This is a genomic window from Amycolatopsis mongoliensis (genome assembly GCF_030285665.1).
GTDB lineage: Bacteria > Actinomycetota > Actinomycetes > Mycobacteriales > Pseudonocardiaceae > Amycolatopsis > Amycolatopsis mongoliensis.
In genome coordinates, this window is record NZ_CP127295.1 from 7,008,936 (window position 1) to 7,035,303 (window position 26,368).

General features: G+C 72.9%; 26 protein-coding genes. 12 read left to right on the plus strand and 14 right to left on the minus strand.

The window, feature by feature from the left end; translation table 11 throughout:
• Positions 1 to 23 precede the first annotated feature (23 nt).
• Positions 24 to 743 carry an SDR family NAD(P)-dependent oxidoreductase gene (locus QRX60_RS33695; RefSeq protein ID WP_285995469.1) on the plus strand — a complete coding sequence of 240 codons (720 nt, stop codon included), beginning with the start codon at positions 24 to 26 and terminating at the stop codon, positions 741 to 743.
• 21 nt (positions 744 to 764) lie between these two features.
• On the opposite strand, the gene QRX60_RS33700 is transcribed toward QRX60_RS33695, so the two are convergent.
• The gene (locus QRX60_RS33700) at positions 765 to 1,550 is read right to left on the minus strand and encodes an IclR family transcriptional regulator (protein ID WP_285995470.1); all 786 of its coding nucleotides are present in this window, start codon (positions 1,548 to 1,550) and stop codon (positions 765 to 767) included.
• A gap of 105 nt (positions 1,551 to 1,655) precedes the next feature.
• Here QRX60_RS33700 and QRX60_RS33705 point away from each other — a divergent pair, with 105 nt between their 5' ends.
• Both QRX60_RS33705 and QRX60_RS33710 read left to right on the plus strand, forming a co-directional pair.
• Complete coding sequence (locus tag QRX60_RS33705; RefSeq protein ID WP_285995471.1) at positions 1,656 to 2,765, plus strand: mandelate racemase/muconate lactonizing enzyme family protein; 1,110 nt, start codon at positions 1,656 to 1,658, stop codon at positions 2,763 to 2,765.
• Positions 2,753 to 3,928, plus strand: a complete 1,176-nt coding sequence (locus tag QRX60_RS33710; RefSeq protein WP_285995472.1) for an iron-containing alcohol dehydrogenase family protein — start codon at positions 2,753 to 2,755, stop codon at positions 3,926 to 3,928. The genes QRX60_RS33705 and QRX60_RS33710 overlap by 13 nt, the downstream gene beginning before the upstream one ends.
• Positions 3,929 to 3,931: 3 nt before the next feature.
• Here QRX60_RS33710 and QRX60_RS33715 read toward each other — a convergent pair whose 3' ends face one another.
• Together QRX60_RS33715 and QRX60_RS33720 are read right to left on the minus strand one after the other, a co-directional pair.
• The gene (locus QRX60_RS33715; RefSeq protein WP_285995473.1) at positions 3,932 to 4,348 is read right to left on the minus strand and encodes a DUF6924 domain-containing protein; all 417 of its coding nucleotides are present in this window, start codon (positions 4,346 to 4,348) and stop codon (positions 3,932 to 3,934) included.
• Positions 4,349 to 4,358: 10 nt separating this feature from the next.
• Complete coding sequence (locus QRX60_RS33720; protein WP_285995474.1) at positions 4,359 to 4,964, minus strand: SGNH/GDSL hydrolase family protein; 606 nt, start codon at positions 4,962 to 4,964, stop codon at positions 4,359 to 4,361.
• Between the two features lie 50 nt (positions 4,965 to 5,014).
• Between QRX60_RS33720 and QRX60_RS33725 the strand changes: the two genes are divergently transcribed.
• Positions 5,015 to 5,830, plus strand: a complete 816-nt coding sequence (locus QRX60_RS33725; protein ID WP_285995475.1) for an alpha/beta hydrolase — start codon at positions 5,015 to 5,017, stop codon at positions 5,828 to 5,830.
• A 7-nt stretch (positions 5,831 to 5,837) separates the two neighbouring features.
• On the opposite strand, the gene QRX60_RS33730 is transcribed toward QRX60_RS33725, so the two are convergent.
• Positions 5,838 to 8,564 carry an ATP-binding protein gene (locus QRX60_RS33730; RefSeq protein WP_285995476.1) on the minus strand — a complete coding sequence of 909 codons (2,727 nt, stop codon included), beginning with the start codon at positions 8,562 to 8,564 and terminating at the stop codon, positions 5,838 to 5,840.
• Between the two features lie 147 nt (positions 8,565 to 8,711).
• Complete coding sequence (locus tag QRX60_RS33735) at positions 8,712 to 9,908, minus strand: amidohydrolase family protein (RefSeq protein ID WP_285995477.1); 1,197 nt, start codon at positions 9,906 to 9,908, stop codon at positions 8,712 to 8,714.
• Positions 9,909 to 10,155: 247 nt separating this feature from the next.
• On the opposite strand from QRX60_RS33735, the gene QRX60_RS33740 reads away from it, so the two are divergent.
• Positions 10,156 to 10,782: a hypothetical protein gene (locus tag QRX60_RS33740; protein ID WP_285995478.1), complete on the plus strand. Its 627-nt coding sequence runs from the start codon at positions 10,156 to 10,158 to the stop codon at positions 10,780 to 10,782.
• Here QRX60_RS33740 and QRX60_RS33745 read toward each other — a convergent pair.
• Positions 10,757 to 12,430 (minus strand): alpha/beta fold hydrolase, encoded by a 1,674-nt coding sequence (locus QRX60_RS33745; protein ID WP_285995479.1) that lies wholly within the window; start codon positions 12,428 to 12,430, stop codon positions 10,757 to 10,759. The two genes, QRX60_RS33740 and QRX60_RS33745, sit on opposite strands and share 26 nt — an antisense overlap.
• A 158-nt stretch (positions 12,431 to 12,588) precedes the next feature.
• Between QRX60_RS33745 and QRX60_RS33750 the strand changes: the two genes are divergently transcribed.
• Positions 12,589 to 13,164: an RDD family protein gene (locus QRX60_RS33750; RefSeq protein ID WP_285995480.1), complete on the plus strand. Its 576-nt coding sequence runs from the start codon at positions 12,589 to 12,591 to the stop codon at positions 13,162 to 13,164.
• Here QRX60_RS33750 and QRX60_RS33755 read toward each other — a convergent pair.
• Both QRX60_RS33755 and QRX60_RS33760 read right to left on the minus strand, forming a co-directional pair.
• Positions 13,045 to 13,683 (minus strand): response regulator, encoded by a 639-nt coding sequence (locus tag QRX60_RS33755; RefSeq protein WP_408630283.1) that lies wholly within the window; start codon positions 13,681 to 13,683, stop codon positions 13,045 to 13,047. The two genes, QRX60_RS33750 and QRX60_RS33755, sit on opposite strands and share 120 nt — an antisense overlap.
• Before the next feature lie 28 nt (positions 13,684 to 13,711).
• Positions 13,712 to 14,893 carry a sensor histidine kinase gene (locus QRX60_RS33760; RefSeq protein WP_285995482.1) on the minus strand — a complete coding sequence of 394 codons (1,182 nt, stop codon included), beginning with the start codon at positions 14,891 to 14,893 and terminating at the stop codon, positions 13,712 to 13,714.
• Positions 14,894 to 15,025: 132 nt separating this feature from the next.
• Here QRX60_RS33760 and QRX60_RS33765 point away from each other — a divergent pair, with 132 nt between their 5' ends.
• Positions 15,026 to 15,475: a hypothetical protein gene (locus QRX60_RS33765; protein ID WP_285995483.1), complete on the plus strand. Its 450-nt coding sequence runs from the start codon at positions 15,026 to 15,028 to the stop codon at positions 15,473 to 15,475.
• A 3-nt stretch (positions 15,476 to 15,478) separates the two neighbouring features.
• On the opposite strand, the gene QRX60_RS33770 is transcribed toward QRX60_RS33765, so the two are convergent.
• Positions 15,479 to 16,465, minus strand: a complete 987-nt coding sequence (locus QRX60_RS33770) for a LacI family DNA-binding transcriptional regulator (protein ID WP_285995484.1) — start codon at positions 16,463 to 16,465, stop codon at positions 15,479 to 15,481.
• Between the two features lie 82 nt (positions 16,466 to 16,547).
• Here QRX60_RS33770 and QRX60_RS33775 point away from each other — a divergent pair, with 82 nt between their 5' ends.
• Both QRX60_RS33775 and QRX60_RS33780 read left to right on the plus strand, forming a co-directional pair.
• Complete coding sequence (locus QRX60_RS33775; protein ID WP_285995485.1) at positions 16,548 to 17,387, plus strand: phytanoyl-CoA dioxygenase family protein; 840 nt, start codon at positions 16,548 to 16,550, stop codon at positions 17,385 to 17,387.
• Positions 17,388 to 17,428: 41 nt separating this feature from the next.
• Positions 17,429 to 17,569 (plus strand): hypothetical protein, encoded by a 141-nt coding sequence (locus QRX60_RS33780; protein WP_285995486.1) that lies wholly within the window; start codon positions 17,429 to 17,431, stop codon positions 17,567 to 17,569.
• Positions 17,570 to 17,578: 9 nt separating this feature from the next.
• On the opposite strand, the gene QRX60_RS33785 is transcribed toward QRX60_RS33780, so the two are convergent.
• Entirely contained in the window at positions 17,579 to 17,971 is a 393-nt protein-coding gene (locus tag QRX60_RS33785; protein WP_285995487.1) for a hypothetical protein, read from the minus strand.
• A 58-nt stretch (positions 17,972 to 18,029) separates the two neighbouring features.
• On the minus strand, positions 18,030 to 20,021 hold the full coding sequence (ligA, locus tag QRX60_RS33790) for an NAD-dependent DNA ligase LigA (RefSeq protein WP_285995488.1): 1,992 nt from the start codon (positions 20,019 to 20,021) through the stop codon (positions 18,030 to 18,032).
• Positions 20,022 to 20,190: 169 nt separating this feature from the next.
• Here ligA and QRX60_RS33795 point away from each other — a divergent pair, with 169 nt between their 5' ends.
• Positions 20,191 to 21,420 carry an HNH endonuclease signature motif containing protein gene (locus tag QRX60_RS33795; protein ID WP_285995489.1) on the plus strand — a complete coding sequence of 410 codons (1,230 nt, stop codon included), beginning with the start codon at positions 20,191 to 20,193 and terminating at the stop codon, positions 21,418 to 21,420.
• 443 nt (positions 21,421 to 21,863) lie between these two features.
• On the opposite strand, the gene QRX60_RS33800 is transcribed toward QRX60_RS33795, so the two are convergent.
• Entirely contained in the window at positions 21,864 to 23,009 is a 1,146-nt protein-coding gene (locus tag QRX60_RS33800; protein ID WP_285995490.1) for a transposase, read from the minus strand.
• Positions 23,010 to 23,354: 345 nt separating this feature from the next.
• Between QRX60_RS33800 and QRX60_RS51635 the strand changes: the two genes are divergently transcribed.
• On the plus strand, positions 23,355 to 23,648 hold the full coding sequence (locus QRX60_RS51635; RefSeq protein WP_408630154.1) for a hypothetical protein: 294 nt from the start codon (positions 23,355 to 23,357) through the stop codon (positions 23,646 to 23,648).
• 3 nt (positions 23,649 to 23,651) lie between these two features.
• On the opposite strand, the gene QRX60_RS33810 is transcribed toward QRX60_RS51635, so the two are convergent.
• Positions 23,652 to 24,227 carry a CGNR zinc finger domain-containing protein gene (locus QRX60_RS33810; RefSeq protein ID WP_285995491.1) on the minus strand — a complete coding sequence of 192 codons (576 nt, stop codon included), beginning with the start codon at positions 24,225 to 24,227 and terminating at the stop codon, positions 23,652 to 23,654.
• Positions 24,228 to 24,309: 82 nt separating this feature from the next.
• Here QRX60_RS33810 and QRX60_RS33815 point away from each other — a divergent pair, with 82 nt between their 5' ends.
• The gene (locus tag QRX60_RS33815) at positions 24,310 to 25,464 is read left to right on the plus strand and encodes an epoxide hydrolase family protein (RefSeq protein ID WP_285995492.1); all 1,155 of its coding nucleotides are present in this window, start codon (positions 24,310 to 24,312) and stop codon (positions 25,462 to 25,464) included.
• 7 nt (positions 25,465 to 25,471) lie between these two features.
• Here QRX60_RS33815 and QRX60_RS33820 read toward each other — a convergent pair whose 3' ends face one another.
• A complete protein-coding gene (locus tag QRX60_RS33820) occupies positions 25,472 to 26,365 on the minus strand; it encodes an isocitrate lyase/PEP mutase family protein (RefSeq protein ID WP_285995493.1) in 894 nt (297 codons plus the stop codon).
• Between the last annotated feature and the right edge of the window lie 3 nt (positions 26,366 to 26,368).

Genomic DNA, 26,368 nt, shown 5'->3' on the forward strand with positions numbered 1-26,368 from the left:
ACGTAGCAGAGGAGGAGATTCCCGTGAGTCGCATCGTGCTGGTCACCGGCGGCGGGTCCGGGCTCGGCAAGGCGGTCGCCGCGCGGTTCCGCGCGGCCGGGGACACCGTGGTCGTCACCGGGCGGAACGCCGGCCGGCTCGCGCGCACGGCCGGCGAGCTCGACGTCCGGCCGATCCCGTGCGACGCCACCGATCCCGGGCAGGTCGCCCGGCTGGCGGACGAGCTGGGCCCGGACCTCGACGTCGTCGTCAACACCGCGGGCGGCAACACCGATCTCGGCGTGGACCAGGGGCCGGGGCTCGAAGGGGTGCTCGCGGCGTGGCGGGCGAACCTGGACGCCAACCTGCTCAGCGCCGTGCTGACGACGACCGCGGTGCTCGGCAAGCTGCGCCCGGGCGGCACGATCGTGACGGTCGGGTCGATCGGCGCCGAGTACGCGTCGACGTCCTACGGGGCGGCCAAAGCGGCGCTGGCGGCGTGGACCGCCGGGCTGTCGTCGGAAGTCGGCCCGAAGGGGCTCACCGCCAACCTGATCTCGCCGGGCTACATCGCCGAGACCGAGTTCTTCCGCGGGAAGCTCACCGAGCAGCGGCGGGACGCGCTGGTCGCCGCGACCCACAACGGCCGGGCCGGGCAGCCCCGCGACATCGCGGAAACCACGTACTTCCTGGCGTCCGAGGGAGCGCGGCACATCACCGGCCAGACGCTGCACGTCAACGGCGGAGCCCACACGACCCGCTGACCGTCCACTGTGGAGGTGCGGTCAGGTGGGCCGGGCGGTGGGCGGCGGTGCCGGGCGCGCTTCCCAGCCGAGGTGCGCGGAGACCCGCGCGGCGGCTCGCGCGGTGACGCGGCCCGCGGCGTCGAGGCGCTCGCCGAGCCGCCCGGCGGGCGCGGAGACGTTCAGCGCGGCGACCACCCGGCCGCGGAAGTCCCGGATCGGGGCCGACACCCCGGCAAGACCCGCCTCGAACTCCTCGCTGACGCGGGCGTAGCCGTCGCGGCGGGCCTGCTGGATCTTCGCCCACAGCCCGGGCAGGGCGGGCAGCGCGGGGAACCGGACGTACAGGTCGTCCGGAGAGGCGTCGAGCAGCAGAACGCGCCCCGCCGACGTGCAGTGGGCCGGGACGCCGCGGCCTTCCCAGCCGTGCACGCGGAACGAGTGCCCGGACACCGACAGCAGGGTCAGCACCTGCTGGTCGCGCAGGACGCAGAGGTGATTGGTCTCTTCGAGCTCGGCGGACAGCTCCCGCATCACCGGCTCGGCGGCCCGGACGAGGCGGTCTTCGACGGTCCGGGCGACGAGGGAGAACAACCGCCAGCCGAGCCGGTACCCGAGCGTGTCGGGGTCCCGTTCGACGACGCCCTCCTCGGCGAGCGCCTTGAGCGCCCGCGAGACCTGGCTCTTCTCCCGCCCGGTCAGCTGCGCGAGGCGCACGACGCCCAGCTCACCGGCGCGCTGCGCCTCGGGGGAGGCGAGCGCTTCCAGCAGGTCGAGGTCGCGGCGGAGGCCGTGCCCCGGGCGCCGGGTGCCGTCCGCGAGAGCCATGCGGGAAAGCTAACAGCGCCCGCGGTTGGCGCCGGCGCAACCCGCGTTGCGATGTCCCGCCGTCGCTTGCCCGGCGTTTCCGGGCGCTCCTACCGTGGTGGCCTGATGAAGATCACCGCGATCACCCTCGACCGGCTGCGGCTGGAGCTGGACCCGGCGCTGCACGCGGCCTGGGACCCGGACCCGCGCCGCCACTTCGACGCCACGATCGTGCGCGTCCACACCGACGACGGCGTCACCGGCATCGGCTCCGGCGACACCATGGCCGGCTTCGAGGCCGTCGAGCACCTGTTCCTCGGCGAGGACCCGCTCGCCATCGTCCGGCACGTCAAGGCCATCGAGACGGCGAACTTCCACGGCGGCCGCTTCTGGCCCCTCGAAGCCGCCCTCTGGGACATCATCGGCCGGGTCGCGGGCTTGCCGGTGGCGACCCTGTTCGGCAACTCCGCCCGCGCGCTGCCCGCATACGCCTCCTCGGCCGAGCTGAAACCGCCGGCGGAGCGCGTCGAAACGGCCTGGCGAGCCCGGGAAGCCGGATTCCGCGCGATGAAGATCCGCATCGACCGCGATCACGCGGACGAAGGCGTCGCCGCCGTGGCCGCCGTCCGCGACGCGCTCGGCCCCGGCTTCGGGATCATGGTGGACCTCAACCAGTCCTGGCGGATGGCGGGCGACACGAGCGCCGCGGCCGACCTCGCCGGGACCCGCAAGCTCGTGCGCCGGCTGGCCGAACTGGACGTCCTCTGGGTCGAGGAACCCTTGCCCTACCACGATCTCGACGGCTTCAGGACGCTCCGGGCGGAGAACCCCGGCGTGCGGATCGCGGCGGGGGAGATGCACCACTCCGTGCCGGAGCTGCTGCGGTACCTCGAAGAAGACGTCCTCGACGTCTACCAGATGGACGTCGTGCTCGCGGTCGGCATGCACCGCGCCCGGACCCTCGCCGAGCTCGCGCAGCTCAAGCACCGCGCGTTCACCCCGCACAGCTGGACCAACGGCATCGGCGTGCTGGCCAACCTGCACGTCTCGGCCGGGGTCGGCGGCGGCCCGTACTTCGAGTTCCCGTGGGACCCGCCCGGCTGGACGCCCGAACGCCGCGACTTCATGCTGGCCGAACCCGTGATGATCACCTCGGCCGGTGAGCTGGAGGTCCCGCGGCGGCCCGGGCTCGGCATCGAACTCGACGAAGAGGCGGTCCGGCGATGGCGGATCTGACCCACCCGGACCGCCCGGCGCGTCCCGCGCGCCTGTCCGTGGACCCGGCCGGCCGCACCGAACACGGTCCCGGGGTCCTCGCCGAGCTGCCCGGTTTCGTCGCGTCCCTGGGCCACTCGCGGGTGTTCGTCGTCACCGACCGCGGCCTGCGGGCCACCGGGATCGTCGGGCGCGTCGAGAAGATCCTGGCCGCGGCGGGGATCGAGCACGCCGTCCACGAGGACGTCGGCCCGAACCCGTCGACGGCGGAGCTCGACCGCGGGGCCGCCCGCCTGCGTGCGTTCGGCGTCGCGGCCGTGCTCGCGCTCGGCGGCGGATCGGCCCTGGACGCGGCGAAGGGCATCTCCCTGCTCGCCGGGAACCCGGGCGCCGTCGCCGCGGACGCGGACCGGCTGTGGGACGCGGGCGACGGCCTGCCCCTGATCGCGGTGCCCACCACGGCGGGCACCGGCGCCGAGACCAACGGGTTCGGCGTCGCCGAGGACACGTGCGCCCGCCGGAAAGTCTACATCGGACACTCGTCGGTGAAGCCCCGGATCGCCGTCCTGGACCCGGAACTGACCCTCGGGCTGCCCGCCCGGATCACCGCCGCCACCGGCCTGGATGCCCTGGTCCACGGCATCGAGTCCCTGGCCTCGCGCGGGTCGTCACCGTTTTCCGCGGCCTATGCGACGCAGGCGGTGAGCCTGGTCGGGCGCTGGCTCCCGGTGGCCTACCGCGACGGCGCCGACCTCGAGGCCCGGTCCGGGCTGATGCTCGGCGCGCACCTGGCCGGGCACGCGCTGACGTTGTCCGGGCTAGGGCTGGTCCACGGGATCGGGCACGCGCTGACCGCGCACACCGGCACCCCGCACGGCGTCGCGCTCGCCGCGGTGCTGGAGGAGGTGATGGCGTTCAGCGCTCCGGCCGCGGGTCCGGCGTACGAAGCGACGGCCCGCGCCCTGCGCCTGCCGCCGGCACCGGACTGGACGGCCGCGGCGATCGGGGCGGTCCGGGAGATTTCGGGGGCGATCGAGATCAAGCGCCCGCTGCGCGAACTCGGCGTGGCCCGCGGCGACCTCCCGGCGATAGCGGCGGACGCCGTCGCCGACGCGGTCACCGGCAACGCGCCGAGGCCGCCGTCGGAAGCGGAAGTGGCCGAGCTGCTGCGTTCGGTGTACTGACGGTCAGAACCCGCGGAAGACGCCGTCGCCGTCGGCCGAGCGGGTGAAGTCCGCCCAGTCCATGGTGGCCGGGTTGAGGTTGTTCTCCACGCTCCACAACTCGGCGGGCACCACCCGGAACGGCGGGAAGTCGCGCTGGTCGCCGTCCCGGCGCGGGAGCACCCGGACCACCAGGACGGGGTGCTCGGGGCTGGTGAGGGTCGTCTCGTCGGCGAGGAAGGAGACGATCGGCCCGTCCGTTTGCCTGTCCCGCAACGCTTCCGCGGTGAGTCCCGCGAACGCCGGGTCGTCCACCGGTGTGAAGTTGGCCAGGAAGCCGTCTTCGCTGGGCGTCCGGACCTCGTCGGTGAGCGACTCCCAGGCGGCGTCGTCGCCGAACCAGGTGCGGACGAGCACGGGGATGGCCGGGAGCGCGGTCATGGGCCCGAGGCTACGCGGCGAGATCGGCCGCCACGGCCAGCAGGTGGGGCGCCAAGGCGTCCGCGATCACCCCGTACCCGGCGGACGAGGGATGGAGCCGGTCCGCCGAGAACAGCGCGGGATCCGCGGCGAACCGGGCGCCGAGTGCGGGCCCGGGGGCCGCCACCGCGCCGCCCGCCCGGATGACCGCCTCGGACTGGGCCTGCGCGTACTGGCCGCTCGCCGCGGAGACCAGCTGCCGGTACGCCCCCGGCACCCACGAGACGATCCCCAGGTCGGGCGCCGGGACCACGACGACCCGCGCGTCGGCGCGGACCAGCCGGGCCACCGCGTCGTGCAGCTGGCCGGCCGCGACCGCCGGGGGGACGAACCGCGTGAGGTCGTTCGTCCCGATCACGATCAGTGCCAGGTCCACGCCCGTGCGGAGCGTGGCGCCGACCTGGCGCTCGAGGTCGTCGGACCGGGCGCCGGGCACGCCGAAGCCGTGCAGGTCCGGGGCGTGGCCCGCCGCGCTCAGGCGGCGGGTGAGCCGCTGCCCCAGCGTGTCCTCGGGGCGTGTGCTGCCCACGCCGGCCGCCAAGGAGTCACCGAGGACGCAGAATCGGAGAATGCTCATCGACTCCTACAACGTCCGGACCGCGTAGTTGTTTCCCCGGGTGGGTGCGCTTGACTAGGACCGTGGTGGTGCGGGTGCTGGTGGGGCTGGTGCTCGTCGTCGTCCTGGTCCTGGCGCTCGTGTGGATCTTCCAGCGCCGCCTGATCTACCTGGCGGACACGACGCCCGTGCCCGCCGCCGGTGCCGTGCTGCCCGGCGCCGAGGACGTCCGGCTCCGCACCACCGACGGCCTCGAGCTGGGCGCCTGGTTCGTCCATCCCGCAGGACCGGCCCCGAAGGCGACCGTCCTCGTCGCCAACGGCAACGGCGGCAACCGGGCCGGCCGGGCCCCGCTCGCCGCGAAGCTCGCGCAAGCCGGCCTGGCCGTGCTGGTGTTCGACTACCGCGGCTACGGCGGCAACCCCGGCGACCCCGACGAAGCCGGCCTGGCTCTCGACGTCCGCGCCGCCTACCGCTTCCTCGTCGAGGACCGCCGGGTGCCGCCGGGGCGACTCCTCTTCTACGGCGAAAGCCTCGGCTGCGCGGTGGTGGCCGAGCTCGCCCTCGAGCACCCGCCCGCCGGGCTGCTCCTGCGGTCGCCGTTCGTGGACCTCGCCGCCGTGGGCGCGGGCAGCTACCCGTACCTGCCGGTGCGGCTGCTGCTGCGCGACCGGTTCCCGGTCCGGGACGAGGTCGCCCGCCTGCGCGTCCCGACGGTCGTGGTCCTGGGCGGCCGGGACTCGATCGTCCCGCCGGACCAGAGCCGGGAGGTGGCCGCGGCGGCGTCGGCGCGGCTGGTGGAACTGCCTGGGGCCGACCACAACGACCCGGTGCTGGCCGACGGGCCCGAACTCGTCGAGGCCGTGCTGTCGCTGGTGCCGCGCTGACCCGGCGTCACGCGTTCGCCGTGGTCCAGGTCGCGATCTGCGCGCGGTTCGTGAAGCCGAGCTTGGTGAGGATGTGCTGCACGTGGCTTTCCGCCGTCCGCTCGGAAATGTGCAGCAGGGCGGCGATCTGCTTGTTCGTCAGTCCGTCGGCCACGTGGGCGGCGACCTCCCGTTCGCGGCGGGTCAGCGGGCCCGGGGTGTCCCCGCGCAGGGCTGCCGCGAGCGCGTCGGCGTCCCGCCGCAGCGGGGCCATGCCGAGCCGGTCCGCCGCGGCCGCCACGGACGCGGCGAGACCGAGGGCTTCGCCGGCGTCACCCGGACGCGCGCGCCGCGCCAGCACCTCGGCCAGCCCGAACCGGGCCAGCGCGGCGAAGGGCGGCGTGCCGGCTTCGTCGTTGGCCGCGACGGCGAGCCTGAACTCCCGGACCGCTTCGTCGAGCCGGCCGGCGGACGCGGCCGCGAGCCCGAGGTACCGGCGGACCGAGCCGGTGACGAGGATCGAGCCCGCGCCGCCGGTCACGAACAACCCGGCGTGCGGGCGCAGGAGCGCCGCCGCCCGCTCGACGGCTTCGGGTGGCCCGAACTCCGCGCCCAGCTCCACGGCGACGGCGGCCACGGGCAGCGTCGCGGGCACCGGCGCCGGCGCGGGCACCGAAGCGCGGCGGTAGAGCTCGCCGGCCCGGGCCCGGTCGCCGGCCTGCAGCAGCCACGCGGCGTGCAGCAGCCCGACGAACGGCGGGGCGTTCTCGGCGAAGATGCGCTCCATCTCGGGCGTCACCAGGTCGGCCCGGCCGGTGAGCCCCGCGATGGAGGCCAGCACGGTGATCGGCACGCCCTGCAGCGACATGTGCGCCCGGTCGGCGACGAGCGCGAAGCTTTGCCGGAGCGCGTCGACGGCTTCGTCGAACTGACCGCGGGCGATGGCGAGCGTGGCGGAACTGCGCAGGTGGTGCCACCGCGCGAGCGGACGGCGAAGGCGTTCGGCCAGCAGCCGGAGCGCGCCGAGCTCGTGCTCGGCTTCCCCGAGCCTGCCGAGCATGAGCAGCGCGTCGAACTGCCACAGCCGGCCCCACAGCAGGACGTCGGCGTCGTCGCGGTCCTCGCCGAGGGCGATCATCCGGTGGGCGAGGGAGAGCCGTTCGTGCACGCCGCCGGGTGCGGATCGCACCATCTGCCGGGCGCGCAGGGCCGAGCAGAGCACGTCCGGGTCGCCGAGCCGTTCGGCGATCGCCAATGCCTCGGCGGACGCCTTTTCGGCCTCTTCGCCCCCGAGGAACCCGGCTTCCCCCGCGTGCAGGGCGAGCAGGCGGGCCCGCAGCGGATCGTCGCCGGGTGGCAGTCCCGCGAGCGCCTCTCGCGCGATCTTGGCGCCGTTGAAGCTGCCCCACGGGTCCGACAGGCCTTCCATCGCCAGCGCCGTCTCGCCCAGCACGGCCGGATCACCGGCTTCGCGGGCCGCGTCCGCGGCGGCTTCCAGGACCCGGGAGCCGCGCTCGATCTCGCCGCCGCGCAGGTGGGCGATCCCTTCGCGCAGCCGCAGCCGGGCCCGGTCGGCGGCGGACGCGGGCGCCGCTTCGAGCGCACGCCGGTAGAGCTCGGCCGCCCGTTCCCAGGCGAGCTGGGCCAGCGCCTGGTCGCCGGCGCGCTCGGCCCACGACGCCGCGCTCGTCGCGTCGCCGACGGGCAGTGATTCCAGCCAGTGGTGGGCGATCTCCGAGATCCGGGCCGGGTCCCGCCGCTCGAGCCACGCCGCCATCCGGGCGTGCGCGGCCAGTCGCGCCGCCGTCGGCAGCCCGGCCGCCGCCGACTCCCGGATCAGGTCGTGCTTGAAGCTGCCCGCGATCACGATGCCGGCGTCCGTGGCCTCGTCGAGGTCGGTCAGGACGTCGGCCGCCGGCCGGCCGAGGACGTCGGCGAGCGCGGCCGGGTCGACGTCGCGGCCGAGCACGGCCGCGGTCGCGACGAGCTCGCGGCACGGCTCGCCCAGCCGGGCCAGCCGTGCCCGGACGGTGTCCACGACGCCGTCCGGCAGCGCGTCCCCGGCGGTGCCGACCAGCTGGGCCAGCTCGGCCACGAAGAACGGGTTGCCGCCCGAGCGGCGGCTGACCAGCGTCGCGACCTCGGGGGAGACACCGCCGCGGCCGAGCTGCTCGACGACCTCGGCCTCGGTCAGCCCGGCCAGCCGGATCCGGGTCAGGACCGGCTCGCGGGCCAGCGCAGCCAGGGCCGCGGTGAGCGCCTCCCGGCCGGTCGCCTCGGTGTCGCGGTAGGTCACCACGACCAGCACCGGCGCCCGGTCGAGGTCGCGGGCCAGGTGGACGAGCAGGGCCAGCGAGGCCGCGTCGGCCCACTGCAGGTCGTCGAGCACGGCGAGCAGGCCGTGCGGCACGGCCGCCTCGCGCAGGCCGTCGGCGAAGGCTTCGAACGCGGCGAACCGCGCCTCCGCCGAGCCGCCGGTGTCCCCGGTCGGGAACGGCCGGCCCAGTGCCCGGGCCAGCTGCCGGAAGACCCAGTAGGGCGGACTGCCCTCGTCGTCGTTCGCGCGTCCCCAGCCGACCGGCACGCCCTCCCGCTCGGCGTGCCCGGCCAGCTCGCGGGCCAGGCTGGTCTTGCCGATGCCCGGCTCGCCGACGACGAGCACGAGCCCGCCGCGCCCGGCCCGCGCCTCCTCGAGGCGGGCGCGCAGCAGCTCCAGCTCGCCGGTCCGGCCGACGAAGCCCCGACCGAGCTCCATGCGCCAGTACGATACGGCGCTCCGGCTCATCGGGCGCGGTTCAGCGCGGTTCGCCGGGCCACCGGAACTTCGGCCCGGCCGGCCAGCCGGGCGCCGGGAACCACGCGGCCCGGGCCAGGCCCGCGACCAGTGCTTTCAGGAACTTCTTCACGCGATCCACCTCCCTCGCGCGCACACCGCACGGACCCGCAGCAGCGCCCGCGGGTCGGCCAGCGGGTCGCCGTCGACGGCCAGCAGGTCCGCGTCGAACCCCGGCGCGACCCGCCCCTTGCGGTGCGCGAGCCCGCACACGCCCGCCGCGACCGAGGTGATCGCCCGCAGCGTGTCGGCCGGCGACAGGCCGACCTGGCGCAGCATCAGCGGCGCCCACGGCAGCACCCCGTGCGGCTTCACCGGGGCGATCCCGGCGTCGGTGCCGGCGACGACCCGCGCACCGAGCTCGTGGAGGCGCCGGTAGTTCGCGACGACGCCGGGCATCCGCCGGGCGATCTCCTCGGGTGGCGCCAGGCCCTCGACCGGCACCATGCCGACCGTCGCCCCGACGGCCACGCCCCGGTCCACGACGGCGCGCAGCAGCTCCTCGGAGTGGTCGACACCGGTCGCGGACCAGAACGTCACGTGCTCCATGCCGTCGACGCCGGCGGCGAGGGCGTCGGCGATGGCCGAGGTCCCGTGCGCGTGCGCGGTGACGGGCAGCCCGTGCCGGTGGGCCTCGTCGACGGCGGCGCGCAGGACGTCCCGGTCGAACTGCGCGCACTCCTGGCGTGTGCCCGGCGTCATCGTCCCGCCGCTGGCCATGATCTTGACGACGTCGGTCCCGCGCTCGACGTGTTCGCGCACCGCCGCCCGCACGCCGGCCTCGCTCGCGTCCGCGACGCCGCCGAGGAAGTGGCAGTGCCCGCCGGGACTGGTGACCGGCGGCCCGGCCGCGACGAGCGTCGGCTGGTCCGCGCGGTTCTTCAAGGCCAGGGAGAGGTACCCGCGGTCCCCGAGGTCCCGCACGGTGGTGACGCCGGCCCGCAGCGACGCCCGCCCGGCTTCGGCCATCGCGGCCAGGGCCTGCTCGTCGTCGCGCGCGGCGAGCCGGGCGACCGGCTCGGCACTGGCGTCGAAGGCGAGGTGGACGTGCGTGTCGACCAGCCCGGGCAGCAGCGTCGCCCCGGCGAGGTCCACGACCTCGGCTCCGTCCGGCGCGGTTCCCCCGGACTCGACGCCCAGGATCGTGGTGCCGTCGAGCACCACCAGCGGGTCGGCCACCAGGGCCGAGCCCACGCCGTCAAACAACCGAGCCGCCCGGACGGCGGTGAGCCGTCTCCGCTCGGTCACCACAAGCTGTTTCGTCATGCGGGCCACGATCGCCCGGTCCCGTGGCGGGCACGTCGGGGCAAGTACGGAGCCGCGGTACGGAGATTCCGCCGGAGCCGGCCGCCGGTCTTCGCCGGGGTGCTCGCAGCTACGCAGCTGGTGCGCCGCAGGCGCTGAGCGTACGTCCGGTTACGTAGCCCCGAAGCCGCTTCCGCGCCGACGCGGACCCGGGAGCCGCTGCGGGAAGGTCGAGCGGTCAGTCCCACCCGACCGCACAGGAGCACCCATGTCCACACCTCGCGCGATCACGGGGGCCGCCGTCTTCCTGGTCGCCTACCTGGCGGTGAGCTTCGCCGGCGCGCTCGCCGACCGCAGCTTGCCCCTGCCCGACGCCCCGGCGGCCGACGTCGCGGCGTACTACGGCGCCAACCCCGCCGCCGCGGTCGTCGTCGCCCTGCTCCAGGTCGTGTCCGTCCTCGGCTTCGCCGCTTTCGCCTGGGTGGTCTCTCGCGGGCCGGCCAGGGCGGTCGCCGCGGTCTCCGTGCTGGCCATGGTGGTTTCGAGCGCGCTCACCGTCGTCCTGGCGATCGTCGCCGGCTCGGCGTCCCTGGACACCGTTCAGACGTTGCGGCTGGGCAGCTTCTACGCCGGCGGGGTCGTCAACGTCGTCACCTTGGGCATCTTCGTGGTCACCGCCGCGAACCAGCGGGTCGGCGCGCCGACCCGCTGGTTCGGGTACGTCGCCGGCGGCCTCGCGGTGCTTTCGGTGCTGTCGCCGGCCTTCTCCTTCGCGAGCGCCCTGCTGCCGGTGGGCCGGGTGCTGTCGATGGTGTGGACGGTGGTCGCCGCGATCGTGCTCGCCCGGAGCCGGCGGACCGGGCGCGCCGTCAGCACTCGCGGTTCAGCGAGCTGACCTCGTCCCGGACCCGCGTGCGCAAGTCCGACGCGCCGGAAAGTCGCGTTTGGACGGACGCCGCCGCGTTCCGCACCGGCCCGGCGACGGGGTACACCCGGTCCTCACCGATCAGCGGGATTCCCGGGCACGTCGTGCTGCCGGGCCGGGAGTTCTTGGTGAGGAACACGTTCACGAGACCGTCGACGCACGGGTTGCCCGCCAGCGCGTACTGGCCGTGGAACGGCGAATCGTCGACCGACACCAGCGGGACCCCGGCCGAGCGCACCGCCGCGGAGGCCTGCTCGTACCCCGTCTGCGGATCGAATTCGCCCTGCACCACCAGGATGTTCGCCGCCGCCGAAGCGGGCACGTCCGGCAGTTCGTGCTGCGGCTCGTCGGACCAGAAGCCGCAGGTTTCGCCGAGGCCGTAGGCCCAGCCGAAGAGCGGATACCGCGGGCCTTGCCGGTCGCTGAGGCGTTCGTACCAGGCCGCCGGGCGCGTGGGCTGGTCACCGCACGCGACGGCGTACCGGGTGCCGGGGCGCTGGGTGTAGTCCGGTGCTGCCGCGGCCACCCGCTCGGGTGTCAGCGACGCGGCCGGGACGCCGAACGCCTTGCGCGACAAGGCGTCCAGCGCATCCGCCAGCGCCGCCGGGGGAGTGGCGGAAGTCCCGTCGAGCGCCGCCGCGCCCTGGAGGAAGACCAGCGCGCCGAGCAGCCACCGGAGCTCGCTGCCGTTGCCGACGAAGATGCCGTCGAAGGTGTCCGGGGAGACGCCGTGGCTGCCGTAGTAGGCGCGGACGCGCTCCCACTTCGCCTTGACCTCCGCCGCCGTCGCGCCCAGCTGCGCCGCGAAGTTCCGGGCCAGCCACGGCACGTAGACGTCGTCGAACTGCCGCTGGTCGATCACCGGGAACGCCTCGAAGCCGGCCTGCAGCCGGCCTTCGAAGTTCACGCTGGAGTCGAGCACGGTCTTGCCGGTGTGCTCCGGGAACAGCGACGCGTACTTGGCGCCGAGCCAGGTGCCGTAGGAGTAGCCGAGGTAGTTCAGCTTCTCGTCGCCCAGCAGCGTGCGGATCAGATCCATGTCGTGCGCGGTCTGCCACGTCGTGATGTATGGCGCGACCGCGTCGCTCTGGCACGCCTCGGCGGTGGCCCGGGGCACCTGCTGGTGCGCCGCGACGCTCGCCGCCGAGCGGTCGCGCGCGTCGAGGAGGCCCTGCGGCAGGCGGCCGACCGGGACCTGGCACTGGAAGCCGTGGTCGTCGGTGCCCGCGTGGCCGGTGCCGCGCGGGTCCATGCCGACGAAGTCGTAGAGCTGGTGCACCGACGGCTCGAGCGCGGCGAGCGATCCGGCCAGCGGCGTGCCCTGGCCGCCCGGCCCGCCGGGGTTGAGCAGGAGCGCGCCACGCCGCTCACCGGTCGCGGCGGCGCGGCTGATCGACACCTGCAGGTCGGTGCCGGCGGCCGGGTTCGCCCAGTCCCGCGGCACGGTGACGAGCGCGCACTGTGCCGGCGCGTCGTCCGCGGCCGGCTTGAACGGGCAGTCGCCCCACTGGAGCTGCTGGCTCGTGTACGGCGTGAGCGGGTCCGCGGCTGCGGCGGGCACCGCGGCCGCGAAGAGGGCGGCCGTCGCGGCCGCCAGTCCTGTCCGGGAGATGCGCACCGGGTTGTCCTTCCGTCGCCGGGTGGGGTGCGCCCGAGCCTGGCCCGGCCGCGGCCGCCGGTGATCAGCCCGGGGGACGAAGTCGTCGTCCGGGACTCGGTCCCGGGTATGAGACGGCTCAGCGCGCGCCCGGGCGCCGGGACCGAGATCATGGGCGCATGACCCGTCCGGGAATCGGCGTCGTCGGCCGCCGCCTGGTGCAGTTCCTGCTGGACGAGCTGCTCGTCTTCGTGCCCATGCTGCTGCTCGCGATCGCGGTGGTCTGGCTCTTCCACCCGCACGGCCCGGCGCTGCTGACGTTCCTGAAAGTCGTTCTCTACACGATGCTGGCGCTGGACTTCCTCGGCCTCGTGTTCGTCATGGTGTGGTGGCCCTACCGGCACGGTGGCCAGACGCCGGCGATGCGCTGGCTGCGCCTGCGGGTCCAGACCCTCGAAGGCGGCCACCCGTCGCTGGGCGCGTTCGTCGTCCGCGACCTGCTGATGCTGGTCGACGGCTTCGCGTGGGGACTCGCGGGCATCGTGGTGATGCTCGTGACGCGCCGCCGCCAGCGGTTCGGCGACGTCGTGGCGCGCACGGTCGTCGTGCGCGTCCCCTGGCGCTCGATCGACGAGTCAGCGGGCCAGGCCGCTTTCCCAGGCCCAGATGGCGATTTCGGTACGGTTGCGGGCGCTCAGCTTGCGCTTGACCGAGCCGATGTGGGTCTTGACCGTCGGCAGCGAAACCACCAGTGAGCGGCAGATCTCGTCGTTCGTTTCGCCGCGGGCCACGGCTTTCACGACGTCGAGCTCGCGCGGGGTGAGCGGGCTTGCGGGCGCGGGGGCGGTCCGGGGATCGCGGCGCGCGTAGTGCGCCAGCAGCCGGGTCGTGATCGCGGGGGAGACGAGGGCTTCGCCGTGGGCGGCCGCGTGCACGGCTTCGATGAGCAGGTTCGGCCCGGCGTCCTTGAGCAGGAACCCGCAGGCGCCGGCGCGCAGGGCCGCGTGCACGTTCTCGTCCAGCCCGAACGTCGTGACCATCACGACGTGCAGCGGGTCCGGGACTCCCGCGCCGGCCAGCAGTTCCGTCGCGCGCAGCCCGTCCACACCGGGCATCCGGATGTCCATCAGCGTGACGTCCGGGCGCAGTTCCCGCGCCAGCCGCACGGCCTGGTCGCCGTCGGCGGCCTCGCCGACGACCTCGATGTCCGGCTCGCCTTCGAGGATCAGCCGGAACCCCGCGCGGACCATCGCCTGGTCGTCGGCGATCAGCACTCGCGTCGGCACCCGGTCTCCCCTCGCCTCAGCCGGGGTCGAGCGGCAGCCGCGCGACGACGCGCCAGCGCCGGCCTTCCGCCGGTCCCGCCTGCACCGTACCGCCCACCGCCGCGACCCGCTCCGCCATCCCGAGCAGGCCGTAGCCGCCCCGGCGGGCGGGCCGGGCGGCGCCGTCGTTGACCACCTCGACGCGCAGCCCGCCGCCGGGTTCGTGGTGGACGAGCACCCTCACCTCGGCGGCGTCGGGCGCGTGCCGGCGGACGTTGGTGAGGGACTCGGTGAGCAGCCGGTGCGCGGTGGTGACGACCTCCGGCGCGACGGCCAGCGCGGCGAGATCCGGGCTGACGTCGAGGTGGATGCGGTCGTCGTCGGGGACCGCGCGATCGACGGCGGTGGCGAGGTCGGCGGGCGGCACGAAGAGGTCTTCGTCCCCCGTCCGCAGCGCGCCGACGAGCCGCCGCATCGCGGAAAGCGCTGTCGCGCCCGCCGTTTCCAGCTCGGCGAAGGTCGCGGTGTCGCCGCCGGTGCGCTCGGCGACGCGGTGCGCGGCCTGGACGCGCACGACGATGCCGGTGATCTGGTGGGCGACGAGGTCGTGCAGCTCACGAGCCAGCCGGAGCCGTTCGGCGGAGCGGAGTTCGAGGACGTCCACGCGGTGGCGGACCTCGGCGTCGCGCAGGACCAGCCCGCCGGCCAGCGCACCGCCCCAGACCACGGCGGCCCCGGCGGCGTAGAGCGCGGCGGGGGAGCCGGTGCCGTAGCGCAGGATCGGGGCGAGGGTGGCCGCGGCGCCGCCGAGCACGGCCTGGATCGTGGCGGCCCGGGGCGGGAGCCGGTGGCAGCAGGCGCCGACCACCAGCGCGATCGCGAGGGCTTCGGCCGCGCCGGGCTGCGGCGGGAGCCGCGATCCGGCCGCCGCGAGCAGGGCCGCGATCGTCGAACCCAGCAGCGAAAGCCCGGAGACGGCGGTGGCGAGACCGGCGATGTGGTCGGGGAACCGGCGGCGCAGCACGGCCAGCAGCGCCACGACCGGGCCGACGCCGGGCGCGAATTCGATGGCGATGGTGGCGAGCTGGCCCCGACCCGGCACGGCCCGGGCCGCGAGGACCATGTCGAGCACCACCAGCAGGCCGAGGACGACCGCTTCGGCCACGAGCGGGCCCCGGCGGCCGGTCCACGGGATCCCCGGGTGGCGGGCGAAGGTCATCTGCCGATGGTGCCCCACCCAGCGTCCCTACGCTGCTTCCGCGGCGAGAGTTCGTACCTGGGTACGAGACGGCGGCGGAATCTCGTACCGCCGGTTGATCGTTCGCGCCGCGGATCCCGGCAGGCTCGGAGCATGAACCGATTTCTGACGCGGGAGACGGAAGTGACGGCCGGAACCAGGGAAGGGAAGATCGAGGGCCTGCCGGGCTGGTACTTCGTGCTCGTCGGGCTGCTGGTGGCGAGCAACGACTTCAGCCTGCAGTTCAGTGACCGGTACTCGTGGGTGGTGTACCTGCCGCTCGCCCTCGTGGCGGTGCACCTGACGCTGTGGTTCACGCTGCTGTCCCGGCGCCGCAAGTACCTGCGTGCGGTGTGGCGCAGCAAGCAGGCGCTCGCGCTCGTCGCCGTGCTCTTCGCGCTGCGGCTGGGGCTGCAGGTCGGGCTGACCAAGCTGACCGACAGCGCGGCGCCGCTGCACAGCTACACGCACCTGATCCTCGGTCTCGTGATGCTGGTCGTGACCACGGCCGGCGCGTGGTTCGACCAGTGGCTGATCCTGCGCGTGGTGAACCGCGCCGCCTGAGCCTCAGCTGGTGCCGCGCACCACGAGCCGGTGCGGGGCGACGATCGACCGCGGCGGCCCGGGTTCGCCGGCCAGGCAGTCCAGGGCGAGTTCGGCGATGCGGTCCTTGTCCGGCGACACGGTCGTCAGCGCCGGGACGCTGAACCGGCCGTCCTCGATGTCGTCGAACCCCACCAGCGCCAGGCCGGCCGGCACGGCGACGCCGCGATCGGCGGCGGCGCGCAGCGCACCCAAGGCGAGTTCGTCGGTGAAGCAGAAGACCGCGTCCGGGGGCTCGGCCCGGTCCAGCAGCTCCAGCATCGCCCGGTGGCCGTCGGCCCGGTGCAGGCGCTGGACCGGGATCTCCAGCTCCGGCCCGCCCGGCACGCCCGCTTCGGCGAGCGCCTGGCGGTACCCGGCGAGCCGCTGGCGGGCGGTCGCGTTCAGGGATCGCGGCTGGATGCCCAGCGCGGCGATCCGGCGGCGGCCGGTCGCCAGCAGGTGTTCGGTGGCCGCGCGCGCGGCGGCGACGTTGTCGATCGCGACGTGGTCGACCCCGGCCGTGCCGTCGTGCTCGCCGAGCAGCACCAGCGGGACGGTGTCGGTGCGCGCGGCCAGCTCCGCGGGGGCCACCGCCCACGGGCTGAACAGGACGCCGTCGACGAGCTGGCTGCGCCTGCCGTGCAGCAGCTGCTTCTCGCGCTCGGCGTCGCCGTCGGTCTGGTCGATGAGCACGGTCAGGCCGCGGCGTTCGGCGATGCGGACCGTCCGCGCGGCGAGCTCGGCGAAGTACGGCGAATCGATCTCCGGGACGACCAGCGCCACCAGCCCGGTCCGGCCGCGTCGCAGCGTCCGGGCGGCCATGTTCGGCCGGTAGCCCAGCGCGTCGATGCTCGCCTGCACCCTTTCCCGGGTCGCCGGCGCCACGTAGCGGAAGCCGTTGACCACGTTGGACACCGTCCGCACCGACACCCCGGCGTGCTCGGCCACGTCCCGCAACTTCGGGTTCACGACGGCAGCCTATCTCTTGCAACGTGGCATGCCACGTTGCAAACTGAAGTCGCCACGCCGTCGTGATGCCCCGGAGGCCCAGATGACCACGAACCGGACCGCCCCGTTGGACGCCGCCGAAGTCGAATCCCTGACCGGCCGGCTGTACGATGACGGCATCATCGGGCTGCCCCGGGCGTTCCCGCGCGACTGGGTGCGCCGCCTCGGCGAAGACATCGACGCGGCGTTCACCGAGGCCCGCGCCCGGCCGGACGGCGCGGTCGGCCGCGGCCCGAACCGCTACTACGTCGAGATCCACCCCGAGCAGCTACGGGGGTTCGCCGACCTGGCCGCGCACCCGTGGATCACCGCGGTGGCCGAGGCCGTGCTGGGGCCGGAGTACCGGATCGTCGAGGTCGGGTTCGACGTCCCGCTCGCCGGCGCGGTCGACCAGCCGTGGCACCGCGACTTCCCGATGCCCGAGGAGACGGCCCGCCACCGCAGGCTGAACTCGCTCGCCGTCAACGTGACCGCCGTCGACACCGAGCCGGACATGGGCCCGTTCGAGATCGCGCCGGGCACGCACTGGGACGACGGCGGCGCGTTCGACCACGGCATGTTCCCGCCGCGCTCGGCGTACCCGCGCTACCGATCGCTGGCGGCGCGCAAGTTCCCGCGGATGGGGGACATCTCCATCCGTTCGGCGCTGACCGTCCACCGCGGCACCGCGAACCACTCCGCGAAGTCCCGGCCGGTGCTGGTACTGGGCCTCGACGCGCCGGGCGCGGGCAACGACGAACGCCACGACACCGCCGTGACACACGGGTTCTGGGCGTCACTCCCGGAGTCGGTGCGCGCTCACCTGGACTGCCCGATCGTCGACACCCTGGAGCCGATCACCCAGAAGCACACCATCGAGGGACTGGTGATGGGCGATTCGTGAACCGGATGTTTACCGGCCCGGGCCGGCGGCAACACTTCGGCATGGCTGACGCAGGGATCACCGAAATATCGGGCCGGGCCGGGGTCGTCGCGGGACTGCGGCGAGTGCTGCTGGCGTTCGGAGTCGGCGGCGCGCTCGCGTGCCTCGCCTGGATGGCGCTGTGGCTGGCGATGCACCTGTAGCGGAGCCGGTCAGAACTCGTCCGCCTGGGTCAGTTCGTGCTCGAGCGAGTCCGCCCGGGCGACGACCGCCTTGAGTGGACGTTCGAACTCGTGCTCGATGCTGAGGTCCTCCAGCGGCACGGTGTGCTTCAGCAGCGCGACCCCGTCGACCACCGCGGCACCACCGACGGCCGACGTGCCGGCCAGTTCGAGCAGGCGCCGCAGGTCGAGCTTGTCGGCCCAGCCGACCGGTGAGGAGATTTCCACCCACGAGCCGTCGTGCAGCTCTTCCACGTGGTGCACCGTCACCTGCTGCGTCCGGCCGTCCGGGCCCTGCAGGCGGAACCGGAGCCAGCCGTCGGTTTCCTCCAGGACCTCGTACCGCGTCCGGACATAGTTGATCACATCGGTCCAGGTGGTCACCCGCTCCGCCTCTCCCTCGGGCCTGCTGCGCGGTCGCAGCATCTCACGTGCCCATGAGTCAGATGATTCCGGCTTCGATGAGCTGCGGCCAGATTTCGCTCTGGTCGGCGACGGTCACGCCGTGCTTCTCCGCCTTCGTGAGCTTGGCGGCGCCGACGTCGGCGCCGGTGATGAGCAGGTCCGTGCTCGCCGAGACCGACGACGCGATGGTCGCGCCGGCCTTCTCGCACAGCCGCTGGAAGGTCGGCCGGGCGACCTTCTCGCCCGAGCGCGGGTCGCTGATGGAGCCGGTGACGACGACCGTCTTGCCGGCCAGAGGAGCACCGGCCGCGATGACCGGCGGGAGGTCCTCCTCGCGGACGTCCAGCGACACGCCCCGCTCCCGCAGCCGTTCGAGTTCGGGTCGCAGCCGCGTGAGGTGCTCGATCAGCGACGCGGCGACCTTCGGCCCGATGTCCTCGACGGCGACGAGCCCGTCGACGCCCGCCGCGGCGACGTCTTCCAGGGAACCGAACCCCGCCCGGCACAGGCGGGCGGCGGTGCCTTCGGACGCCATCGGGATGGCGAGCCCGATCAGCGCCCGGCGCAGCCCGACCGACCGGCTCCCGTCGATCGACTCGATCATGCGCGTCGCCGAGACCTCGCCGATGCGGTCGAACTCCAGCAGCCGCTCCTTGGTCAGGCGGTAGAAGTCCGACGGGTGCTCGAGGTCGCCGGACTCGGCCAGCCGTTCGATCCACACGCCGCCGATGGCGTCGATGTCCGCTGCGGCCCGCGAGGCCCAGTGGACCAGCCGCCGCACCGTCTGGGCCGGACAGGCGACGTTGGTGCAGAACAGCTCCCGGCTGTTGCCCTGCTCGGTCAGCGGCTGCCCGCACGACGGGCAGGCGGAGGGGGGAACGATCTCCCGCTCCTCGCCGGTGCGCTTCGACGCGTCGAGCACGCCGGCCACGAACGGGATGACGTCCCCGGCGCGGCGCACCAGGACGGTGTCGCCGATCTTGATGCCCCGGGCCTTGATCACCTCCTGGTTGGCGAGCGTGGCGCGGGTGACGGTGGTGCCGCCGACGAACACGGGTTCCAGCCAGGCGACCGGGGCGATCTTGCCCGTCTTGCCGACGTCCCAGACCACATCGGCCAGGAGGGTGGTCTTCTCCTCGGCGGCGAACTTGAAGGCGAGCGCACCGCGCGGTGAGCTCGACCGGGTGCCGGCGGCGGCGTAGGCGGCCCGGTCGGCGAGCCGCAGGACGGCGCCGTCGAGGTCGTAGTCGAGGTCGTTGCGCTGCTGTTCGATCTCGCCGATGACGGCCTGGGCGGCGGCCGCGTCGGCACAGCGGCGCATGTCGGCCGCGGTGAAGCCGAGCGTCTGCAGTGCACTGCCCAGGTCGGTCTCGGCGCTGTCGGGGTCGGTGTCGAGGTCGAAGGCGAAGAACCACAGCCGCCGTTCGGCGACGGTGGCCGGGTCCTTGGCGCGCAGCGTGCCGGCGGCGGCGTTGCGGGGGTTGATCAGCGGCTTGTCCGGGTGCGCGACGTTGTAGGCGGCGAAGGTGGACCGCAGCATGACCGCCTCGCCCCGCACCTCGACGCGGCCCGGGGCGTCGACGCGGTCCGGGATGCCGTCGGTGAGCGCCCGCACCAGCACGGTGACGTCGTCACCGGTCGTCCCGTCCCCGCGGGTGACGGCTCTCTTGAGCCGGCCCTCCTCGTAGACGAGGGCCAGTGACAGGCCGTCCAGCTTGGGCATGACGACGACCGGCTGGCCGGGGAAGCGGTCGAAGAAGGCTTCGACCTGCTCGGGTTTCGTGGCCTTTTCCAGGGAGAGCATGGGCCGCGAGTGCCGGATCGGAGCGTGCAGGATCGCCGGGGCGCCGACCTGGTCGAGGGGGTTCGGATCCGGGGTCAGGTCCGGGTTCTCCGCGATGAGTCCCCGCAGCTCGTCCTCGACCGCGTCGTACTCGGCGTCCGCCACCAACGGCGAACCCCGGTAGTACGCGTCGCGGAGGACCACGATGCGGTCGGCCAGTTCCTGTATGCGTTCCCGAGCTTCCACGGGGAGGACGTTACCGGTCGGGTCCGACAGTTTCGGTGCCTCGGGGGTCACCTCGTCGGTGCGAGTCTTCACGAGGCGGCTTCGGTGGGGTTGGGATCCCCTGCCGGGCTTTGCGATGATCATCCTTTCGTGCGATGAACATGCGTTCGGGCATCGGTAATCTTGGTTTGTGGAAAGTGATGCGGTGTGGCGAGCGGATGCGGTGGCCTTGGCCGACCGTATCTCTGCGCTACTCACTGTTGTTCGGTCTGCTGAGGCTGAGATCGGTGCCCTGCTTGCGGAAATCGAGTCGCGCGGCGTCATGGAGTTGTTCGGGTACCGGTCGGTTGGCCGGTTGTTCGAGCATCTCGCCGATGTTCCCAAGGTTGCCGCCGAGACTGTGGTGAAACGGGCCCGGGCTCTGAACTCCGGCCGGCTTTTGGACGGTAGCCCTGTGCCCGCGGTTGCTCTCGCCACCGGTGCTGCTGCTTCGGGTGGGCGGTTGAGCAACCCGATGATCGACTCCATTGTCGGTGTCCTGCAGCAGGTTCCCGTCGAGCATCGTGATCGCGTCGAGCATGATCTGTTGTCCTTCGCCGAAGACGCCGGGCACAAGCAGGTTGCTGCGTTGGGTGCGCGGATCGTGGCGCACCTCGATCCCGATGGCGCCGAACCCGATGAGGCTGAACCGGCCACGCCCAGCCGTGAACTCTCCTTGCGCCGTAGAAGAACTGGGGTCTGGGAACTGACCGGTCGTTTCGATGACGAGACCGGCGCCCGGGCCAGTGCCCTGCTGGACTCTCTGGCCGAACGCCGTAGAGTCGACGATGGTCCCGACTTCCGTTCCCCGCAGGAACGTTACGGCGATGCCTTCTCCGACGCGATCGACTTGGCCTTGAATTCCCCGGACTTGCCGATGCAGGCGGGTGAACGGGCGCACGTGATGGTCGCGGTCTCGTTGGAGGACTTGAAGTCTGGTGTCGGTCAGGCGACGTTGGGTGATACCGGCCGCATCTCGGCGGCCGAGGCCCGGATCCATGCCTGCGACTGCCAGATCATCCCCGCAGTCCTGGGTGGCAAGGGGGAGCCCCTCGATCTCGGGCGTCTCCGGCGGTTGGTCTCACCCGGACTTCGCCGGGCGTTGTACTTGCGCGACCGTGGGTGTGCTTTCCCCGGTTGTCATCGGCCGCCTCGGCATTGTCAGGGGCACCATATCCGGCACTGGGCTGATGGCGGGCCGACCGAGCTGGGCAACCTGGTCCTGATGTGCGGCCACCACCACCGGTTGCTGCACCGCTCCGGCTGGCAAGTCCGCATCGCCGCCGATGGCTTGCCCGAGTTCCTGCCACCGGTGTTCTTGGACAAGCGCCGAAAACCCAGGCGCAACAACCTTCATGAGCCCTTGCCGTTCGCCGCCTGACCAAACCGAAGATGGGAAAGGCCCGCAGCCACCGGCTACGGGCCTACACCCACGCCCTGAGTCCGCCGGGTTTGCCCAGGGTTGCTTGACATCTCACGTGTGAGACTTCGGTCTCGCCTAGCTTGAGTTTTAACCTGTTCGGCGGGGTCGTGGGTTGCTGGACTTGGTGTTCTTGCCGTGCTCGGGTTTCTGCTTGTTCGTGCCGGTGACGGTGTGGATGTCGTGGCGTGTGGCGGGCTGGTGGTTGGGCAGTCCCGCGGGGCGTCCGGGGCCGGGCCGGGAAGGTTTCGGGACACGGGCGGGACAGGCCAGTTGTGGACGCAGGTTGCGAAATCCCCGTCGGATCCGTGCCGGGCTGAGTCGCTGGGCGGGGCGGGGTTTCTCCCAGGGGCGGCGCAGATCCTCGGTGAGGTCGCGGGCGAGGCGAAGCTGGGTGTAGGCGGTCAGGAGAAGCCAGGTCCAGCGGTCGGCGGCGTCGGGTGAGCGCAGTTTCGGGGTGGTCCAGCCGAGGGTTTGCTTGAGCATGCGGAAGGTGTGCTCGATGTCGAACCGGCGCAGGAAAGCCTGCCAGGCCAGATCGACCTCGGCGCGGTCGAGGCTGGTGTGGGAGTGCCAGAGCCACACGGGTTTCGGGATCGCGCCGGAAGGCAGCCGGTCCAGGCGGTGCGGGAGGTGAGCTTGGGGTGCAGCCGGTCCCAGGCCCGGATCAGTGCTGGGCCGTAGAGCCGGGTCGTGGTCTCGATGGTGATATCTGGCTCGCCCCAGGTGGCCGGGTCGCCGAAGGCGAACTCGGCGCCGTGGCGGGCGGGGCGGCCTGGGCTGGGGCCGGGCCGCAACGGCGGCGCGGGACGGCGCAGCACCCGGTCCGACCGCATCCGCACCAGCACGACGACCGGGAGATCGGCCAGCACGTGCGCGAGCCGGGGTCCGTCGTAGCCGGCGTCGGCCACGAGCAGGATTTCCGGATCCCCTGGTGACCAGTGTCCGGCGGTGATCAGCCGCTCCACGACGTCGCGGATCTGGCGGGCGGTCACGCTTGCGGTGTCGTCTCCGGGCGCGAGCCGGACCGCGTCCAGCGGCGCGGTCCACGAGTGCCGCCCGCTCTCCAAAGCGACGACGATCGAGTAGGGCCAGCCCGGCACCATGATGTGCTGGTCCTTGCCCCGGCCATAGGTGTGACACAGGGTCCGTTGCGGGCTCGTGTGTGCTTCCGGGCGCAGCCAGCAGGTGACGTCCACCGCCAGCACCAACCGGCCGTCCGCGGCACGCGGCAGCGGCACCGTGGTCAGGGCGGTGCGTAACCGGTGGAAGTCGACCCGGCCCTGGGCCAGCGCGGCATAACCGCTGCCATGCCCGCGGCGATGCTCACCGGTCAGTGACAACTCCGCGACCGAGCGGACCGGGCCGTCCACGCACAACACCGCGTCGGTCAGCTCGAACAACGCGTCCGCCCGCCGGGTCAGACAGCGGTAGAACTCCTGCCGCAACGCCGACAGCTCCCCGGCCGCGCCGGCGTCACCGGCATGGTGCACACTGATCAACTGAAGCCCTTGGTTCGATCTTCCATCTGTCGCAAGAGGAATGATCAACCAAGGGCTTCACTCATGATCAACCAGGGTCTTACCCGGCCACCCAAAGGTTAAAACTCAAGCTAGAAGGATGTCGCCGTTCCCAGGTCCTACCCTCGTGAGTTCCGTGACGATGTCGTCGCCGTGGCCCGCCGAGGCGAGGCCCGCTGAAGCAGGTCGCGGCGCAGGGAAATCTGCCGGGAAACGGCCGTCCCGCTCGTCGGTAGATTGGTCGCGACGTCGATTGCGTGCATCTGATCAACGCTGCGCTCGAGATCCACGCCGACGACCCGGCCGACGGGTGCCGGCTCATCGCCGACGAACTCGTCCGCCGTGGTTTCACCGCGTCGGAGAGCGGACCTGCTGATGCAGCAGATCTTCTCGCTGCACACCAGGAAGAAGGGTTACTCCCGCAAAGAGGGGCTGCCGTTGCACGACGATCTCGTGCGCCGTGACTTCACCGCCACCGCGCCGAATATCAAGTGGTTGACCGATATCACCGAGCATCCGACCGGCCAAGGCGAGCTGTTGCTGCAGAAAACATCCTCGATACCCGGCGCTGAACCACCCGGGAGGAACAGCGGCCCGCTCGACAACGTCGTGGGGCGGTGCGCTTCCGGCACCACGGATCCGGCTCAAGGCTTGGACGTACCGAGGTGACGATCACTCCGCCGAACCGGAGTTCTTGCGCCGGTTGGCATTGAAGCGGGCCTTCTTCTGGCGATTCCCGCACGTGTTCATGTCACACCATCTGCGGGTGCGACTCTGGCTGGTGTCGAAAAACGCGGCCTGACAGGTCGGCGATGCGCACAAGGCCAGTTTTCCGTCTCGTTCGCCGGAGATGATGCTGATCGCGTCGGCGGCGATCACGCTGAGGGCGTCTTCCACGCAGGACGCCGAGCTGAGCTGCCACCGCCGCTTGCCCTCGGGGGTCAGGACGGCCGCGGCCCGGCCCTGAGCGCTGCGGTCGTTGATGACCCGGACCGCGGATGCGGGAAGCGCCTCCTGGATCGCTGCCGCTGTCGCGGCGGCGTGGATCGACTCCCTCAGTTCGCGGGCGAGGTCGAGCTGGGCGGTGGTGCAGGAGTCCACCGCGAGGCCGTTCACCGCCAGCCAGTCGACGAGCCGGTGCGGCGTGGGAATGCGCTCCACGGCGTCGCCGCGACGCTCCGTCAGGGTCGCCGTGAAGCTGGTCGCCAGCACGCTGCCGAGGCGGAAGTCGGGGAACTCGGCGCGCATGGAACCACCTTAGCAGGTTGCCCTCCGGCGCGAACGCGTGTTAGAACCATCTTAGCCGGTTCCACGATGGCCAGGAGGTCTCATGCCCCGTTCGACCAGCGACGTGCAAGCATTCGAAGCCCACGCGACCGACGCCGACCTCGACGATCTGCGCGCCCGGTTGGCCGCGGCACGGCTGCCGGAGGCCGAGACGGTCCGGCGCCGATGGGACCAGGGCGTTCCGCTCGCCGACCTCGTCGATGTCGTGGACTACTGGCGCACCGAATACGACTGGCGGTCGTTCGAAGAGCGCCTCGACCGGATCGGCCAGTTCCGCACGACCATCGACGGCCTGGGAATCCACTTCCTGCACCGCCGATCGCCGCGCGCGGATGCCACTCCGCTGATCCTGACGCACGGCTGGCCGGGCAGCATTGCCGAGTTCGTCGACGTCGTGGACGAACTGGCGGACCCGTCAGACGCGGACGCGCCGGCGTTCCACGTCGTGGCTCCGTCGCTACCGGGCTTCGGCTACAGCGACAAGCCGGCCACCACCGGGTGGGGAACCGAAAAGATCGCGGCCGCGTGGGTGGACCTGATGGGAAGGCTCGGCTACGGCCGGTTCGCAGCCCACGGCGGCGACTGGGGAGGCAACATCACCACGGTTCTCGCCGGCCGGTTCCCGGCGCACGTTCTCGGCATCCACACGACGTTCGCGGAAGGGCCGCCCGGGCTGACGACCGACGGCCTGACGGCGCTCGAGCGCAAGTGGACCGAGGAAACCCGCGACTTCTGGCACCACCGCGCGGCGTATGCGAAGCAGCAGGCGACCCGGCCGCAGACCATCGGCTACTCGCTCGTCGACTCCCCGGTCGGGCTGCTGGCCTGGATCCTCGACAAGTTCGCCGAGTGGTCGGACACCGAGGACAGCCCGTTCGAGACGATTTCGCGGGACCGGGTGCTCGACGACGTCACCCTGTACTGGCTGACGCGGACCGGCGCGTCGGCGGCCCGCATCTACCACGAAAGCCACAACTCGCTGGATCCCGAACTCCGGGTCGACGTCCCGGCGGCGATCAGCATGTACCCCCGCGACATCGAAAAGTGCCCGCGCCCCTGGGCGCAGGAGCGGTACCGGCAGATCGTCCGCTGGAGGTCGCCCGAAGCCGGAGGACACTTCCCGTCGCTCGAGGTTCCCGAGTTCTTCGTCAAGGATCTCCAAGAGGGCCTCGCGGCGGTGCTGGCCGCCCGTCGGTGACGCGCACTCAGCCGTTGCCGAACCGGTCGCCGATCTCCTCGACCTCCGGCAAGCCGACCAGCTCGGCGAAGTCCGTCAGTCCCGGCAGCTCGCGGACGGCCTCGGCCGGTGTCCCGTCCCGGGCGATGCGGGCCAGCACCGCGCGCATGGCCTCCGTCGCCGCCAGCAACGTCGAGATCGGGCAGATCACCAGCCGGAACCCCAGTGAACGCAGGCGGTCGCGCCCCAGCGGCGGCGTCTTCCCTCCCTCGGCCCAGTTGAACAGCAACGGCACGTCGCGGAACGTCTCCGCCACCCGTTCGATCTCGGCTTCGGACTGGAGAGCCTCCACGAACAGCATGTCCGCTCCCGCGTCGCGGTAGCGGCGGGCCCGGTCGATCGCCGCGTCGAGGCCTTCCACCGCCCGGGCGTCCGTGCGCGCTATCAGCAGGAAGCCGGGGTCGCTGCGGGCGGCGGCCGCGGCGCGGAGGCGGTCGACCATCGTCGGCGCCGGGACCACCCGCTTGCCTTCCAGGTGCCCGCTGCGCTTCGGGGCCACCTGGTCCTCCAGGTGGATCGCAGCGACGCCGGCGGCTTCGTACTCGCGGACCGTGCGGATCACGTTGAGCGCGTTGCCGTAGCCGGTGTCCGCGTCGGCGATCACCGGAACCTCCACCACCGAGCGGATGCGGCTCGCCGCCTGGACCATCTCGGTCATCGTCAGGAGGCCGACGTCGGGGCGGCCGAGCAGCGACGCCGTCGTGCCGAAGCCGGTCATGTAGACCGCCGGGAACCCGGCCGCCTCGACCAGCCGGGCGCTCAGTGCGTCGTACGCGCCCGGCGCGACGATCAGCTCGTCGCCCGCCAGCAGCTCGCGCAGCCGCGCCGGCCCGGGAACCCGCGGTCCGAGCAGATCGGCCACGGC

Excerpts from the sequence above, each read along its gene's own strand:
- QRX60_RS33700 (WP_285995470.1), bottom strand. The coding sequence starts at position 1,550 with ATGGCTCTCGCGGACGGCACCCGGCGCCCGGGGCACGGCCTCCGCCGC.
- QRX60_RS33815 (WP_285995492.1), top strand. The coding sequence starts at position 24,310 with ATGCCCCGTTCGACCAGCGACGTGCAAGCATTCGAAGCCCACGCGACC.
- QRX60_RS33750 (WP_285995480.1), top strand. The coding sequence starts at position 12,589 with ATGACCCGTCCGGGAATCGGCGTCGTCGGCCGCCGCCTGGTGCAGTTC.
- QRX60_RS51635 (WP_408630154.1), top strand. The coding sequence starts at position 23,355 with ATGCAGCAGATCTTCTCGCTGCACACCAGGAAGAAGGGTTACTCCCGC.
- QRX60_RS33765 (WP_285995483.1), top strand. The coding sequence starts at position 15,026 with ATGAACCGATTTCTGACGCGGGAGACGGAAGTGACGGCCGGAACCAGG.
- QRX60_RS33775 (WP_285995485.1), top strand. The coding sequence starts at position 16,548 with ATGACCACGAACCGGACCGCCCCGTTGGACGCCGCCGAAGTCGAATCC.
- QRX60_RS33730 (WP_285995476.1), bottom strand. The coding sequence starts at position 8,564 with ATGGAGCTCGGTCGGGGCTTCGTCGGCCGGACCGGCGAGCTGGAGCTG.
- QRX60_RS33715 (WP_285995473.1), bottom strand. The coding sequence starts at position 4,348 with ATGACCGCGCTCCCGGCCATCCCCGTGCTCGTCCGCACCTGGTTCGGC.
- QRX60_RS33810 (WP_285995491.1), bottom strand. The coding sequence starts at position 24,227 with ATGCGCGCCGAGTTCCCCGACTTCCGCCTCGGCAGCGTGCTGGCGACC.
- QRX60_RS33705 (WP_285995471.1), top strand. The coding sequence starts at position 1,656 with ATGAAGATCACCGCGATCACCCTCGACCGGCTGCGGCTGGAGCTGGAC.
- QRX60_RS33710 (WP_285995472.1), top strand. The coding sequence starts at position 2,753 with ATGGCGGATCTGACCCACCCGGACCGCCCGGCGCGTCCCGCGCGCCTG.
- QRX60_RS33740 (WP_285995478.1), top strand. The coding sequence starts at position 10,156 with ATGTCCACACCTCGCGCGATCACGGGGGCCGCCGTCTTCCTGGTCGCC.
- QRX60_RS33720 (WP_285995474.1), bottom strand. The coding sequence starts at position 4,964 with ATGAGCATTCTCCGATTCTGCGTCCTCGGTGACTCCTTGGCGGCCGGC.
- QRX60_RS33760 (WP_285995482.1), bottom strand. The coding sequence starts at position 14,893 with ATGACCTTCGCCCGCCACCCGGGGATCCCGTGGACCGGCCGCCGGGGC.
- QRX60_RS33780 (WP_285995486.1), top strand. The coding sequence starts at position 17,429 with ATGGCTGACGCAGGGATCACCGAAATATCGGGCCGGGCCGGGGTCGTC.
- QRX60_RS33735 (WP_285995477.1), bottom strand. The coding sequence starts at position 9,908 with ATGACGAAACAGCTTGTGGTGACCGAGCGGAGACGGCTCACCGCCGTC.